This is a genomic window from Desulfosudis oleivorans Hxd3 (assembly GCF_000018405.1).
In the GTDB taxonomy this organism is placed as follows: Bacteria; Desulfobacterota; Desulfobacteria; order Desulfobacterales; family Desulfosudaceae; genus Desulfosudis; species Desulfosudis oleivorans.
In genome coordinates, this window is the sequence record NC_009943.1 from 2,501,517 (window position 1) to 2,516,902 (window position 15,386).

13 protein-coding genes are annotated in these 15,386 nt (G+C 56.9%); 9 read left to right on the top strand and 4 right to left on the bottom strand.

The window, feature by feature from the left end:
- Nucleotides 1-173: 173 nt before the first annotated feature.
- The gene (locus DOLE_RS10550; protein ID WP_012175468.1) at nt 174-1,412 is read right to left on the bottom strand and encodes a glycosyltransferase family 4 protein; all 1,239 of its coding nucleotides are present in this window, start codon (nt 1,410-1,412) and stop codon (nt 174-176) included.
- Between the two features lie 274 nt (nt 1,413-1,686).
- On the opposite strand from DOLE_RS10550, the gene DOLE_RS17460 reads away from it, so the two are divergent.
- The 4 genes from DOLE_RS17460 to rpmB all read left to right on the top strand — a co-directional run bounded on the left by DOLE_RS17460 (nt 1,687) and on the right by rpmB (nt 4,840).
- Entirely contained in the window at nt 1,687-2,028 is a 342-nt protein-coding gene (locus DOLE_RS17460; RefSeq protein ID WP_012175469.1) for a DUF3192 domain-containing protein, read from the top strand.
- A gap of 501 nt (nt 2,029-2,529) precedes the next feature.
- Nucleotides 2,530-3,798, top strand: coding sequence for a hemolysin family protein (locus tag DOLE_RS10560; RefSeq protein WP_012175470.1), 1,269 nt, complete (start codon nt 2,530-2,532; stop codon nt 3,796-3,798).
- Between the two features lie 89 nt (nt 3,799-3,887).
- Nucleotides 3,888-4,562, top strand: a complete 675-nt coding sequence (locus DOLE_RS10565; protein WP_041281075.1) for an outer membrane protein assembly factor BamD — start codon at nt 3,888-3,890, stop codon at nt 4,560-4,562.
- 86 nt (nt 4,563-4,648) lie between these two features.
- On the top strand, nt 4,649-4,840 hold the full coding sequence (gene rpmB, locus DOLE_RS10570; protein ID WP_012175472.1) for a 50S ribosomal protein L28: 192 nt from the start codon (nt 4,649-4,651) through the stop codon (nt 4,838-4,840).
- A 95-nt stretch (nt 4,841-4,935) separates the two neighbouring features.
- Here the strand turns inward: rpmB and DOLE_RS10575 are convergent, their stop codons facing one another.
- The 3 genes from DOLE_RS10575 to ispG form a co-directional block, all read right to left on the bottom strand.
- Nucleotides 4,936-7,086, bottom strand: coding sequence for a RelA/SpoT family protein (locus DOLE_RS10575; RefSeq protein WP_012175473.1), 2,151 nt, complete (start codon nt 7,084-7,086; stop codon nt 4,936-4,938).
- Nucleotides 7,087-7,165: 79 nt separating this feature from the next.
- Nucleotides 7,166-8,692 (bottom strand): proline--tRNA ligase, encoded by a 1,527-nt coding sequence (gene proS, locus DOLE_RS10580; protein ID WP_012175474.1) that lies wholly within the window; start codon nt 8,690-8,692, stop codon nt 7,166-7,168.
- A complete protein-coding gene (gene ispG / locus DOLE_RS10585) occupies nt 8,692-9,789 on the bottom strand; it encodes a flavodoxin-dependent (E)-4-hydroxy-3-methylbut-2-enyl-diphosphate synthase (protein WP_012175475.1) in 1,098 nt (365 codons plus the stop codon). Before ispG ends, proS begins: the two co-directional genes overlap by 1 nt.
- A gap of 273 nt (nt 9,790-10,062) precedes the next feature.
- On the opposite strand from ispG, the gene DOLE_RS10590 reads away from it, so the two are divergent.
- The 5 genes from DOLE_RS10590 to DOLE_RS10610 all read left to right on the top strand — a co-directional run bounded on the left by DOLE_RS10590 (nt 10,063) and on the right by DOLE_RS10610 (nt 15,213).
- Nucleotides 10,063-10,992: an ABC transporter substrate-binding protein gene (locus DOLE_RS10590; RefSeq protein ID WP_012175476.1), complete on the top strand. Its 930-nt coding sequence runs from the start codon at nt 10,063-10,065 to the stop codon at nt 10,990-10,992.
- A complete protein-coding gene (locus tag DOLE_RS10595; protein ID WP_012175477.1) occupies nt 10,989-12,002 on the top strand; it encodes a FecCD family ABC transporter permease in 1,014 nt (337 codons plus the stop codon). Before DOLE_RS10590 ends, DOLE_RS10595 begins: the two co-directional genes overlap by 4 nt.
- Nucleotides 11,999-12,799 (top strand): ABC transporter ATP-binding protein, encoded by an 801-nt coding sequence (locus DOLE_RS10600; RefSeq protein WP_012175478.1) that lies wholly within the window; start codon nt 11,999-12,001, stop codon nt 12,797-12,799. The genes DOLE_RS10595 and DOLE_RS10600 overlap by 4 nt, the downstream gene beginning before the upstream one ends.
- 174 nt (nt 12,800-12,973) lie before the next feature.
- Complete coding sequence (locus tag DOLE_RS17465; RefSeq protein WP_012175479.1) at nt 12,974-14,131, top strand: 4Fe-4S binding protein; 1,158 nt, start codon at nt 12,974-12,976, stop codon at nt 14,129-14,131.
- Nucleotides 14,132-14,145: 14 nt separating this feature from the next.
- Nucleotides 14,146-15,213, top strand: coding sequence for a 4Fe-4S dicluster domain-containing protein (locus tag DOLE_RS10610; RefSeq protein ID WP_012175480.1), 1,068 nt, complete (start codon nt 14,146-14,148; stop codon nt 15,211-15,213).
- The last annotated feature ends 173 nt before the right edge of the window (nt 15,214-15,386 follow it).

Below are 15,386 nucleotides of genomic sequence, written 5' to 3' on the forward strand. Positions count from 1 at the left end.
GGGCAGGGAAGCATCCATGTCCCGGCATATCGGTGGTTAAACAAGTCCTGGTTGCAACACCTTTGTAATAAAGCCATGAGGCCACTATATCGGCCCAATTCGGCCCGTGTCAAGCCTTCATGGGGAGAACACCCGGAGATATCGTCGTTTGAGGGGTTAAGGGAAGGTCACGATTATGATAGACGACAAACCGACCTGTAGACCCGTTCCACCCGTTCAAAAACCCGGCCCCAGGTAAAACCGGAAAGCCGGTCCTGAATAAGGGAAAGATCAATATCGGGCTGTTGGACCGCTGCGGCCATCTGTGTGGTAAGAACGTTTGCGAGGTCTTTGACAAACCGGTCCAGATCCTGGGTAAAGGGTTTGTCTACCGTGTGCAATCCCGGCGGATGGACCCGGGAGATATAATCGGCATCCATGCCGTCCAGCACCTCGGCCACGCCGGGCAGGTCGGTGGCAACAACACGGCATCCGCAGGCCAGGGCCTCCAGCAGCACAAGGGGCAGGCCTTCAAAAAATGAGGGCAGCACAAAAATATGGCTTTGTCGCATCAAAGCCGCAAGCGTGGACTGGTCCACGGCACCGTAAACGCACACCCGGTCTCCCAGGTCGCCGGCCATTTTCCAGCACTGATCGGCCTCCTCGCCGGCACCGCCGCCCACCAGGTGAAGCTGCCACGGCACGGTATGGATGGCGGATAATGCTTTCAACAGCCAGGGCGTGCCCTTGGCGTTGCACAGTTTGCCCGCATATACCACCTGCACCGGATGCGGGACGGGCTTGGCCTGAAGATAAAACAGGGCCTCGTCATACCCGGCGCCCACCACGTGAATCTTTTCTTCGGACAGCCCGTACAGGGAGGCAATCTCAGTCTTTTGCGCCCGGCTCAGCGCCATGACCGCGTCCAGCCCGGCGCATCCCTCCAGAACTCGCGCCTGCAGGTGAGGACAGTTCTGAAACTGGCGCAGATCGGTGCCGTGACAGGTGGTGACCATGGGCAGGCCGGGAAACATGCGTCTGGCAAGGGAGGTAACCAGCCACAGGTGATGGCTGTGGATCAGGTCCGGAGCGAAACGTTTGACGGCATGGCGCAGTTTTTCGGCAAAGCAGGTTTCATATTCATCCACCGCGTTATCGGACAGGTCGCAAAACCGCCGGCTTTTATAAGGCATCACATCGCTCATGCCCACAATGGGGAGGGGTGTGTCCGGCCCTTCGAAACAGACAAAAGCGCATTCACATTGATTGACAACCGGGGCCTGGGGTATATTATTCGCCTGAATGCCGGCCACCAGGTGGTTGCAATGCCCTTTTTGTGCGGCGTGACGCAGCATGGCCTGGACATAGACACCGCTGCCCGTGGCATCGGGCCGCTGGCTGATCAGGTGGAGAATCTTCAGACTGGACACCATATTCGCTTTTCCCGTCTGTTTTGACAAAACCGTCCGGTGTTGTAGCGGAAAGCACTTTTATCGGGAACCGGAAAACCCTCGCGCGTCCGGGCAAACCGCCCTCAATTGCTTTTATTCCCGGCCAGTTTGTCGTTGACACACAATAGCGGCCTTGTTATAGAAAATAACCAGAAACACCCTGCCGTAAAACCTTTACCTGAGTTTTACCGCATGGGATGACAAACATCAAACCACATAGTCTCGGGAACCCGGTTCCCGGCAGGAGGGGATAAAAATGATGAAAAAAATCCTGATTCTCATAGCCATTGCCATTCTGCTCTGTTCGTGCACCCCCGCTCTTGTGAAGACCAACTCGAACCTGATCACCCTCAAGCCGGGCATGGCCCAGGACGACGTCACCGCCGTCATGGGGGTCCCTGTGTTAAGTGAGCTTTACGAGGCCGCTGACGGCAAAATGGTCTCCATACTGTACTATCGCACCGAAGAAAAGAAGACCACGGTGCTGTCCGCCAAAGAGGAGTGCACCCCGGTTGTATTTATCAACGGCAAACTGGTGGGATGGGGAGACCGGCTGACCGCCTCCGGCATCAACCTGCTGAAGGTCAAAACCCGGTAGCCTGACCCGGATATTTCATGAGTTGATTTGGCCGAAAGATGCGAGGCGCGGAACAATAATGTAGGGGCAACCACAGGGAGTTGCCCATCAAGAGGCGAACACAAGGTTCGCCCCTACCGTATCCGCGAATGCCGGAGCAACACATGAGATGCGGTCAAGGCGACTCGCCCGAAGGGTGGACTGTCCGGGCTAAAAAACACGGGCTGACGGTCACCCCCGGCAAGGGAGGACCATCCATGCCTTCAGGGTCGCATCCATCCGAACCGAGCCTGTCTTCAGTCATGCGCCGGACAGGGTTCCCTGTAATAGTTGACAATCCGGGCTATCGCCATTATTCTGTTTCATAACACTTCAGATTGACAGGAAAGTTTAATAGCAATCGAATGAAGCACATCAACCCGGAAACAGCAGCCGATGTCCCCTTACGCGGCCTTCCCCTGACTGACATCAGTTGCCATCCTCCATTACTACTCCCCATTTTTCATACAGGAGCTTGACACGATGCTTTCGCGGATCATTGTGCTGGTTCTGCTGCTGTTTCTGTCCGGATTTTTTTCATCTTCGGAAACCGCCCTGTTTTCCATCAGCCGTTCCCGCATCCGGTTTCTGGCCAAAAAGAAAAACCGGTTCGACCTGTTGATCAAAAAGATGAAGGACAACCCCCACCGGCTGCTGTCCACCATTCTCATCGGCAACAACCTGGTCAACATCGGGGCATCGGCCCTGGCCACGGCCCTGGCCATTGACGTCTTTTCCAACAATGCCGTGGGCATCGCCACCGGCGTGATGACCTTTTTTATTCTGATTTTCGGTGAAATCCTGCCCAAGTCCATCGCCACCACCAACAATATCACCATCGCCCGGATCACCATCTATCCCCTTTACTGGCTGTCGGTCCTGTTTATGCCGATCATTCTTTTTTTAAACTTCATTCCCAGGCTCACCGGCAAAATGAAACCGATCCCGGTAATGACCGAGGAGGAGCTCAAAGCCATTATCGAGGTCACCGAAGAGGAAGGGGAGATCGACAACGAGGAAAAGGAGTTTATTCACAACATCTTCAAGCTGGACGACACCAGCGCGTCGGAAAGCATGACCCCCACCACCGACATGTTTGCCGTGGACGTGAACAAAAAACTGCCCCTGGGCGCCATATTAAAAACAGGCTATACCCGCATTCCGGTTTATGAGCACCACATCGGCAACATCATCGGCATTCTCAATGTAAAAGATGTTTTTCGGCACTATGTGCAGGCCAAGGGCCCGCCCAACATCCGCTCCCTGATGAGCAAGCCCTATTTTATTCCGGAGTCCAAAAAACTCAACAGCCTGCTCAAACAGTTCAAGCTGCGCAAGCACCACATGGCCATCGTGATCAACGAGCACGGCGAGGTCCTGGGGCTGATCACCCTGGAGGATGTGTTAGAAGAGCTGGTGGGCGACATTATTGATGAGACCGACCGGTATGAGCCCCATATTGTCAAGGTAAAAAAACAGACATGGCTGGTACTGGGCAAAACCCACATTGAAGAGACCAACGCAAAACTTCCCATGCATATTCCGGAATCCGGGGAATACGACACGTTTTCCGGCTACCTGCTGTATCGAATCGGCAGGATACCAGAGGAAGGCGAGATCATCACCATCGACAATTTTGTTATCACCATCAAGCGCATGGAGGCCAACCGCATTCTCTCCCTGCTGGTAGAAGAAAAGGCGTCCCCACCCTCCCTGGATGCAGAAAAACAGAAGGCCGGCAATGGCTCATGATCATGGTGTCGCCCCGGATTCCTGTTGACATGCCGGCTGCCATGTCTTATGTTGCAACCTCAACCGACAACCACCGAAGGCGATTTTACATGAAACAACTGGCTGTAATCCTCTCTGCCCTTCTGATGATCTGCGCCATGGCCGGATGCGCGCACAAACCGGTCCAGGAAAAGAGCGCCCAGGAACTGGCCGATGAAGGCACGCGGTACTTTGACAAGGGCCGCTATAAAAAATCGATTGAGGCCTTTGAGAACCTGAGAGACTGGTATCCCTTCAGCAAGCTGACCACCCTGGCGGACCTGAAGGTTGCCGATGCCTACTTCAACATGGAAGAGTATGAAAGCGCGGTATCGGCCTATGAAAACTTTGAACGCCTTCACCCGCGCCACGAATCGGTTCCGTTTGTTATTTTCCGTACCGGCCTGTGTCATTTCAACCGGCTGGACACCATCGACCGGGACCAGACCCCGGCCCACCGGGCCATTGATGCCTTCAGCCGGCTGGTGCGGGCATACCCGGACAGTGAATACGCCTCCCAGGCAACGGACTACATTCACCAATGCCGGGAAAGCCTGGCGGCCCATGAGCTGTACGTGGCAAAATTCTATTTCAAAACCAAACGCTACCGGTCGGCCCTCTACCGCTTTAAGCAAATTATTGAAAAATACCCGGACGTTGGTGACATTGAAACGGCCCGGCGCCACATTCCTTTGTGCGAAGAAGGGCTGGCCGAAATGGAAAAAGAAGAATCGAAAAACGATTAAAAAAAGCCTTTACTTTTATCAAATCGCAGTGTAATATTATTTTTTTGTTGAATATAAAGTCTGTTTTTTCGAAAGGATATGAATCAATGGCCAGGCAGTGTGAAATCTGTGGCAAAAAACCCATGGTGGGCGCCAATGTGAGTCATGCCCACAATGTAACCAAGCGGCGTTTCAACCCCAACCTGCAGCGGGTCCGGGCCGTGCGTGACGGCAAACCCCAGACCCTGTACGTATGCACCAACTGCATTAAATCCGGCTTCGTGGTAAAAGCCGCTTAATTGTTTTTGTCTTTAGCTTCCGGCAGGCCCTCCCCTCCCCCTCCCCCTCCCCTCTGGGCCTGCCGGTTTTTTTATTCTTCTCCTGAAGATCACATTCACATACCCAGCCGCTTCACATCAGACACGGCCTTGAGCTTTTTAATGGCGGCAATCAGGCTGTCCAGCTGCGCCGCCCCTTTTACCAGCAGTGAAAAATGGGTTTCCACCAGCCCCCTGTCCTTGGTTTCGGTATGGGCGCTGGTGATATTGGCCCCGTTTTTACTGATCACCGACGCGATCTCGGCCAGCAGGCCGATCCGGTCGTGGGAACGGATGGCAATCTCCACCGGGTAGGCGGTTGTCGTGTCAGCGGCCCACTGCACGTCAATCCGGCGCTCGGGCGACTCCTTGAGAACGTTCACGCAATTGGCCCGATGGACGGCCACGCCGGTACCCCGGGTGATAAACCCGATGATGGAATCGCCGGGAACGGGCTGGCAGCACCTGGCAAACTTGACCAGCACATCATCCATGCCGTTAACGATAACGCCGTCCGCCGGTCGCTTCTTTCTCACCTTGCTGATAATTTTATCGAAAAACGACGCGCTGTCCCCGGGAAGGGCTTCCTCCCCCCGGGCCATGTATTTCTGCAGCACCTGCCGGGGCGTGATCTTGCCGTAGCCCACATGCTCCAGCAGGTTGTCCACGGTTTTAAACCCAAAAGCCGCCGGCAGTTGTTCCATCTCCTCGGACCGAAGGACTTCGTTGAAGTTGAGGCGGAACTTGCGAAACATCTTTTCGCACATCTCCCTGCCCAGTTGCAGGCTGCGCTCTTTTTCCTCGTTTTTGATCCACTGGCGAATCCGGGAACGGGCCTTGCTGGTTTTGACAAAATTAAGCCAGTCCGCGCTGGGCCGGCCCTTGGCAGAGGTAATGATCTCCACGATGTCGCCGGTGCTCAGCACGTGGGAGAGGGGCACCATTCGGCCGTTGACCTTGGCGCCCGTGCATTGATGGCCCACCTCGGTGTGAATCAAGTAGGCAAAGTCAACGGGCGTGGCCCCCCGGGCCAGGGAACGAACGGCCCCTTCAGGCGTAAAAACGTGAACTTCGTCGGAAAAAAGGTCCAGCCGGACATTTTCCAGAAATTCGCCGGACGTCTCCGCGTCTTCCTGAGTCTCCACCAAATTCTGAATCCACGCATAGGTTTTGCCGTCCCGGCCGGTGGAATCCTTTCCCTCCTTGTACCCCCAATGGGCCGCCACACCGGACTTGGCCACCCGGTCCATCTCTTTTGTGCGAATCTGAATCTCAACCCGTTCGCCAAAGGGGCCAAACACCGTTGTATGCAAGGACTGATAAAGGTTGGGTTTGGGAACCGCGATATAGTCCTTGAACTTCTTGGCCAGGGGTTTCCACATGGAGTGAATAATGCCCAGGGCCTCGTAACACTGGGGCATGGTATCCAGAATGATACGGAAGGCGATGATGTCGTAGACCTCATTCAGGTCCAGGTTCTGCTTTTTCATCTTCTGAAAGATGCTGTAAAAGTGCTTGTGCCGGCCCACCACTTCTCCCTGAAGGCCATTTTCCGCCAGCTTTTCCTTGATGTAGTCCCGGACGGTCTCGATATATTTTTCCCGTTCCACGTCATCGGTACGGATCCGGCTGGCCAGAAACGCGTTCTCTTCGGGATAGAGCACTCGGAAAGCCATGTCCTCCAACTCGTTCTTGATCCAGTAAATCCCGAGGCGCAGGGCGATGGGCGCGTAGATATCAAGGGTTTCCCGGGCAATTTTTTTCTGCTTGGCATCCTTGTGATATTTCAGGGTCCGCATGTTGTGCAGCCGGTCCACCAGCTTGATCAGGATAACGCGAAGATCGTCGGCCATGGCCAGGATCATCTTGCGGATGCTTTCAGCCTGGCGGTCCTGGTCGCTGCTGTAGGGCAGCGTGCTGATCTTGGTCAGCCCCTGAACGATATGGAGCACCTCGTCGCCGAACATTTCCTGAATGTCCTTTTCCGTGGCGTGGGTATCTTCCAGCACATCGTGCAGCAGTCCGGCGGCCACGCAAACGCTGTCCAGCCGCATGGAAGCCAGGATGCCGGCCACCTCCAGGGGATGGGAAAGATAGGGCTCGCCGGAAAGCCGCATCTGTCCTTCATGGACCTTTGCCGAATAGATATAGGCCCGCTCCACGATATCGGTTGGCGCGTCGGGATTGTGATCCTGCAGGGTCTCTAAAATGTCGTTGATGCGTATCATGGGACAGGAAGTCGCTCCTACCTCTTTTCCAAATCGCTATCGCTATCGGTATCGAAACAACCGAAACAAAGGGTCCAAATCAATACGCCTTTGCAAACACGGCCCGGCCTTTGGCCGTTTTCCCGCAGCAGACACAGGAACCGGCATCCGCACCCCGTAACGCTTCATCATGGGGAAGGCACCGGATGGTAACCGACAGATCGTCTTTGATAGCCGCCTCACAGGCCGGGTCCCTGCACCAGGGGGACAGGGCAAACCCGCCGTGAATCTCCGGCATGTCCGTGTTTTGCGGAGTGAAAAAATCGTAAAAGGCTTTTTTGTCATCAATGGTCACGGTGTGGGCCGCGCGGAACTCAAGGGCCCGCTGGTAAAGGGTGTGCTGCACCGCGGCCAGGGTATCGGCAATGTCTTCAACAAAACGGTCGGTGGGAACCGACATCTTTTCCCGGTGACCCATGTCCCTGCGGCCCACGAACACCGACTGTTTTTCAATGTCCTTGGGGCCGATCTCCACGCGCAACGGAATGCCCTTTTTGATCCACTCCCAGCCTCGGGCCCCGCCGATGTCCCGGGTGTCGATCTCCACGCCCACGGGCCGGCCCATGTACTGTTTTTCACGAAGCCGTGCGGCCAGGGTATCGGTATAAGCCATCACCGTTTCCCTGTCTGAATCCTTTTTGAAAATCGGCAGCAGCACCACGTGGGCCGGGGCGATGGCCGGCGGCATGATCATGCCGTCGTCATCGGCATGACACATGATCAGCCCGCCGATCAGCCGGGTGGAGACCCCCCAGGAGGTGGTCCAGGCCAGCTCTTCTTTGCCCTGCTCGGACTGAAAAAGTATTTTTGAGGCCCGGGCAAAATTCTGGCCCAGAAAATGGGAGGTGCCGGCCTGAAGGGCCTTTCTGTCCTGCATCATGGCTTCAATGCAGAAGGTTTCCACGGCGCCGGGAAACCGCTCGGAATCGCTCTTGTTGCCTTTGATTACCGGAATGGCCAGGTAGTCGGTGGCCAGTTTTTCATACAGGTTGAGCATGTGGCGGGCCAGTTCCATGGCTTCGGCGGCGTCGGCGTGAACCGTATGGCCCTCCTGCCACAGGAACTCGCTGGTGCGCAGAAAAATGCGGGTGCGCATCTCCCACCGCACCACGTTGGCCCACTGGTTGATCAGCACGGGAAGGTCCCGGTAACTTTTCACCCACCGGGAAAAGGACTCGCCGATGATGGTCTCTGATGTGGGCCGCACCACCAGGGGCTCAGTCAGCTCACCGGCGGGCACCAGGCGGCCGTCTTTGGCCTCCAGCCGGTGATGGGTCACCACGGCGCACTCCTTGGCAAACCCCTCCACGTGCTCGGCTTCCCGCTCCAGAAACTCCAGCGGAATAAACAGGGGAAAGTAGGCGTTTTTCACGCCCGCGGCCTTGAACATGCCGTCAAGTGCCTGCCGGATGTTTTCCCATATGGCATAGCCCCAGGGCTTGATCACCATGCACCCGCGCACCGGCGATGTTTCCGCCAGGTCCGCCGCCTTGACCACCTGCTGATACCACTCCGAATAATTTTCCGCACGGGTGGGCGAAATCGCCGCCTGTTCCTGTTTTCCCATTATTTTTTTCCAGCTCCTTTTTTACCCCAATTCGTCTCAAGCTTATCCATTTCCGCCAGCAGATTTTTCACCAGGTTGGCTTCGGGAATGGTCTTAACAATTTTCCCTTTTTTAAACAGCACGCCCTCTCCCCTGCCGCCGGCAATGCCCACATCCGCCTCGGCCGCTTCTCCCGGGCCATTGACCACGCACCCCATCACCGCGATTTTTACCGGGGCCCGCATGGCCAGGGCATGGCGTTCCACCTGTTCCACGATGGCAAAAAGATCAATGCCGCACCGGCCGCAGGTGGGGCACGATATAATGTCCGGACCCACGTGCCGCCTGTTCACAGCCTTGAGAATTTCAAACCCGGCCCGGATTTCCTCCACCGGATCCCGGGTGAGCGACACGCGAATGGTGTCGCCGATGCCTTCGGCCAGCAGCATGCCGATGCCCAGAGAAGACTTGACCAGCCCGGGAAACAGCCCCCCGGCTTCAGTGACCCCCACATGAAGCGGGTAATCGCAGGCGGCGGCGATCAGACGGTAGCTCTCCACGGTGCGGGCCACATCCGAGGCTTTGAGGGAGAGCTTGATATCAAAAAAATTTGCCGCTTCGAAAATGGCGATGTTGCGCAGGGCGCTTTCCACCATGGCCCGGGGCGTCGGCCCGCTGTGTTTTTTCAGCAGGTCTTTTTCCACAGACCCGGAGTTGACGCCGATGCGAATGGCCACCTTGTGATGCCGGGCGCAGTCGATGACGTTAAGGGTTTTCTCCCGGCCCCCGATGTTGCCGGGATTGATGCGCAGGCCGTCGGCCCCGGCCTCCATGGCGGCCACGGCCAGGCGCCAGTTGAAATGAATGTCGGCGATCAGAGGAATAGCGATCTCATTTTTAATCCGCCCGATGGCCTTTGCCGCCTCCGGGTTGGGCACCGCCACCCGCACAATCTCGCACCCTGCCGCTTCAAGCCTTGCGATCTGGGCCACCGTGGCTTCCACGTCCGCTGTGTCGGTGGTGGTCATGGACTGGACCGATACCGGGGCCTCGCCGCCCACGGCAACGGAACCGATGTGAATCTGTCTTGATTTTCTGCGGGTTATATCAAATGCCATTCAGCCAGCCCAGCTTTCCTGATCAACCACGGGGTCTTTTTTAAAGCTCAGAAATACCAGACTCTTAGGCTTTATTCAAGGAAATATCCCGGTTCATTAATATAATCGAAATCGGGATCGGTATCGCTATCGGTATCGATTGGCTCGATCCCGATTCCGATTTTGATTTTGACGGGATGTACAAGATTGCCCCTCCCGCTCTTTTCTGATAAGACCACAGTACCATTGTACAAAAAACGGCCTGTGCATTCATAAGGGTTTATCTTACGCGATATGAAACAGTTTTTCTCAATGCAGTTCCGCCGCATGGCGGTGGTAACAGCCCTTATAACGTTTTTGTGTCTGCCTGTGGCCTACGCGAAAACAGTGACCGACCCGACCGGCCGCACCCTTGAGGTGCCGGACAGTCCGAGCCGCGTGGTGTCCCTGGCACCCAGCATCACGGAAATCATATTCGCCTTGGAACGCCAGGATGTTTTAAAAGGCGTCACCCAGTACAGCGATTATCCGCCGGAAGCCCTGCAACTGCCCAGGGTGGGTTCTTATGTGCACCTGGACCTGGAACGCATCGTGGCCCTGTCGCCGGACCTCTGCATCGCCATCAAGGACGGCAATCCCAAGCAGGTGGCCGACCGGCTCACCGAGCTGGGCATTCCGGTCTATGCCGTCAACCCCTTTGACCTGAACACGGTGATCCAGACGGTCGAGGAGATGGGCACGCTGCTCAATGCAACGAAAAAGGCCGGGCAACTGGCCGACAGCATGCGCGCCCGCATCAACCGCATCGACCGGCTGGTGGCGTCAATCCCGCACCGGCCGGCGGTCTTTTTCCAGATCGGCATCTCCCCCATTGTATCAGCCGGCACAGACACGTTTATCAATGAGCTGATCACCCGGGCCGGAGGAAAAAACCTGGCCGCCGGTCAAACGCCCTATCCCCGATTCTCCGAGGAGGAACTGGTGGGCCTTGCCCCGGACGTGGTGATCATCACCTCCATGACCCGGGACGGCGAGTTTGACAGAGCCATGGCCCAGTGGCGCAAATGGGACACCCTGCCCGCAATAAAAAGCAACCGGATTCACCTGATCGACTCCAACCTGGTGGACCGGCCCACCCCCCGCATCGTGGAGGGCCTGGAAACCCTGGCCCGGCTGATTCACCCGGAACTTTTCTCCGGCACCCCTTCAGAGGATACACCATGAACAACACCGGGGCCTCTCTGATTTCCCGCATCTGCCTGCTCTCCCTGCTGCTGTTCGGTCTGCTGGTGGGCGTCGGCATTCTGGGCATTGCAAGGGGATCGTCGGGATGGGAAATTGGCGCTATTTGCAAAAGCCTGATCCGCATGGATACCGCCGACCCGGTGCTCACCACCATTATCTGGCGCATCCGCCTGCCCCGGGTCCTGCTGGCGGCCCTGGTGGGAGCCTCGCTTTCCGCCGGGGGCCTAGTGTTTCAGGCCCTGCTGCGCAACCCCCTGGCTGAGCCTTACATCCTGGGAATTTCCGGCGGGGCCGCCGTGGGCGCGATTATCGGAATCCTGCTGGGGCTGTCCCCGTTTCCCGGTGTAAGCATCGCGGCCTTTATCGGCAGCGGGGCCTGTCTGCTGCTGATCCTGTTCATGGCCACCGGCAGAACCATTCTCAAAAACGAGTCCCTGCTGCTCTCCGGCGTCATGATCAACGCCTTCTGCTCCGCCATCATCATGTTCCTGATCGCCATCACCCAGGACGCAAGAATTCACAACATCATGTTCTGGCTCATGGGCGACCTTTCCATGGTGGGACTGAAGCAGGTGGCCATTCTGGCCGCGCTGGTGATCCCCTGCTTTATCGTTGTGTTCAGGTATGCCAACATTCTGAACCTGATCCTGCTGGGCCGGGAGATGGCCCAGACCATGGGGGTCAACATTCGCGTGGCCGGGGCCGTGCTGCTGGTGGTGACCTCGTTCATGGTCAGCGCCACGGTAAGCCAGTGCGGCCTGCTGGGATTTGTGGGGCTGGTGGTGCCCCATTTCTTCCGGCGCCTGATCGGCGCAGACCACCGTCTTCTGGTGCCGGCCTGCCTGCTGGGCGGCGGCGCCTATATGGTGCTGTGCGACATGCTGGCCCGGACCCTGCCGGCCCACGGCGAAATGCCGGTGGGCGTGATCACCGCCATTCTCGGGGCGCCACTGTTTATCTATCTTTTGAAACGGCCGGACAAAAAATGATCCACGCCATCGCCATCGACCATCTCTTCTGCGGCTACACGGATCAGCCCGTGCTTCAGGAGATATCCTTTTCCGTTGATCCCGGCTCCTTTTTTGTCATCATCGGTCCCAACGGCAGCGGCAAGACCACCCTTTTAAAGGCCATGGCCCGGCTTCTGGCCGCCGACGCCAGGCGGTTCGACATTCTGGGCAGACCGGCCGGAAACTACACCTTCCGGAGCCTGGCCCAAACCATGGCCTTTGTGCCCCAGGAGACCCGCATCGACTTTCCCCTGACCGTGGAAGAATTCGTACTGGCCGGCCGTTCGCCCTACCAGGGCGTTCTGGGCATTCCCGACGCCGCGGATACGGAAATCGCCCGCCAGGCCATGGTCTTTACCGGCATTGAGCACCTTTCCTCCCGCAAGCTGGACCAGCTCAGCGGCGGGGAAAGACAGCGGGCCTTTATCGCCAAGGCCGTGTGCCAGGAGCCCCGCCTTATTATGCTGGACGAGCCCACCGCCTCCCTGGACCTGGCCCACCAGACCCGGATCATGGACCTGATGGAGCGGCTGAAAAATGAAAAAGGGGTCACCATTGTCATGGTCTCCCACGACATCAACCTGGCCGCCATGTACGGCGACACCCTGCTGCTGTTAAAAGAGGGCCGCGTGGTGGGCAAAGGCGCGCCCGGCGAAATCCTGACCTACCAGGTATTGGAAGAGGCTTACGGCTGTGTGCTGCTGGTGGATGAAAACCCCCTGGGCAAATTCCCCCGCGTGACCCCGGTGCCGGACCGCCTGAAAATCATTCATTAACGACTTCGTAAAAAGCCCAATTTCTGCGTTGCGCTGCATTACTCGTCACTACGGCGTACGACAAACAACCCTTAATGTGGATTGACATACCGGCCTGTTTGGCTTTTAATAAGCCCTGCGACTGAAAACACTGCCCAAACGAAAACCATCTTATCTTTTCCATGGAGGTCATGAATGAGCGACAAAGAAGCAGTTGAACAGAAATTCAAAAAGGCAGCGGGACTGATCTCAAGCGCGGGCATGATTCCCTTTGCGGTGACCGATACGCTTTTAGAGATCGTCAGGTTCTATCTGGATGAAGCGGATGCCGACTTTATCAATGCCGCCTTTGACGGTGCCAAATCCCTCTCCATAGACCAGCTCAAAGAGAAGACCGGTCTTTCGGAAGAGGAGATAACAGCCAGAACCGATTCGCTGGCCAAAAAAGGCATTCTGTTCAACCAGCCCAACAGCCGGGGCGTCATGGTTTACCGGTTGTTGCCCCTGATCCTGGTGGGGGCCTTTGAATATACCTTCATGAACAAATTGCCCGAGGGAAAAGAGCGGGAGCCGCTTGAAAAGATCGCAAAGCTTTATCACACCCTGCTGCAGGAGTTGCGGGATAACATGCAGCGCGGTTACGACAACCTGCTGCCGATCTTTGAGCAGCAGCCCCCGGTGGACCGGACCGTTCCCACTTTTACCACGGAAACCGGCAACACCATTCAGATCAACAGGGCCATTGGGGCCGAAGACACCGTGCTGCCGGCCCAGACCGTTGAAGAAATCATCAACAAGTTTGACGATATCGCCGTGGGCCACTGTTTCTGCCGGAACTACAACAAGGTGCTGGGCCATGACTGCGAAATTCATGCACCCGCCGAGGTCTGCTTTACCTTCGGCAAGTCCGCCCGCCACACCGTGGCCCAGGGGTTTGCCCGGCTGGTGTCAAAAGAGGAGGCCCTGGCCATCATGAAGCAGGCGGAAGAGGCCGGCCTGGTCCACAAAGCCTTTCACAACGGCTCGAATATCAGCAAGGAAGAAAACAGCATCTGCAACTGCTGCAAGGACTGCTGCGACACCTTTACCCTCTGGCGCAACGGCGCCACACCCATGATCAACTCCACCAACTACCTGTCCGTCATTGACGAGGACACGTGCACCGGCTGCGGCATCTGCGTGGAACGCTGCCCGGTGGATGCCATTGTGCTGGGCAGTGAGGGCACGGCGGTTCGCGAGGAAAAATACTGCATCGGCTGCGGCATCTGCGCCCGTTTCTGCCCCGAAGGGGCCATCTCCCTTCAGGAGGGCATGAGACGGGTTTATGTTCCGCCCCCACGCTTGAGAGCATAGAAAAGGAAGACACCATGACAGACGACATCTACCGCGCCCTTCAACGCCAGCTGGAAACCTATTCCATGGGTTTTCCGGCAACAGACTCCGGTATTGAGATCAGGATCCTTAAATACCTGTTTTCCGAAGACGACGCCCGCCTGTTTACCGGCATGACCCACCAGCTGGAAACCCCGGAGGCCGTTGCCGCCCGGCTGGGCCGGCCCGTGGACGAGCTGGCCGCACGGCTGGATGACATGGCTGAGCGGGGGCTGCTGTTCCGGCTGAAAAAAGAGAACGGCTCCCGATACGCGGCCATTCCCTTTGTTCACGGCCTGTTTGAATTTCAGGTCAAAACTCTGGACCGCGAGCTGTCCGAGATGGTCCAGATATACTTTGACGAGGCCTTTGACGCGGCCATGCAGAAAGGGGCCGACTATTTTCTGCGGCCCATTCCCGTGCAAAAGTCGCTTGACGTCGCCCACAACGTGGCCAGCTATGAAGACGCCGTCAAAATTCTGGCGGACAAGCCGAAAATTATCGTTACTGACTGCATCTGCCGCAAGCGTACCCAGGTTATGGAAAAAGGGTGCGGCAAACAGCTGGAAGCCTGTTTCATGTTCGGTTCCATGGGCCAGTATTACCTGGACCGGAACATGGGCCGGGAGGTCTCTCTGGAAGAGGCCATCGCCATTCTGGACAAATGCCGGGAGGAGGGTCTTGTCACCCAGCCGGCCACGGCCCAGAACCCGGCCGGCATGTGCAACTGCTGCGGAGACTGCTGCGGGGTCCTGGTGGCCTTAAAAAAGCATCCCCGGCCGGCTGAGATTGTCTTTGCCAACCATTACGCTCAAGTTGATACCGATGAATGCACCGGATGCGAAGCCTGCCTGGACCGGTGCCAGATGGGCGCCATTCGCCTCAATGCGGATGACGTAGCTGAAGTTGATCTGAACCGGTGCATCGGCTGCGGCCTGTGCGTGACTACCTGCCCCACCCAAGCCATCACCCTGGTTGCCAAACCGGAACCGGAACGGGTGGTGCCGCCGGTCACCATGATGGACCAGATGGTCGGCATGGCCCGCAAACGAGGCCTTATCTGATAACGGCTCACTTTTGCGTTGATCCCCTGCCGCCGGCTTTACGCCATGCTATCGGCGTACAACCGGCCGCTTCGTAGCACAAAAAAGAAAATAACGAAACGCATGAGGAACTGCATTCACATATTATGATTACCCAAAAAGACCTGCCGTATGGTGGATAACGTTGAGTAAAT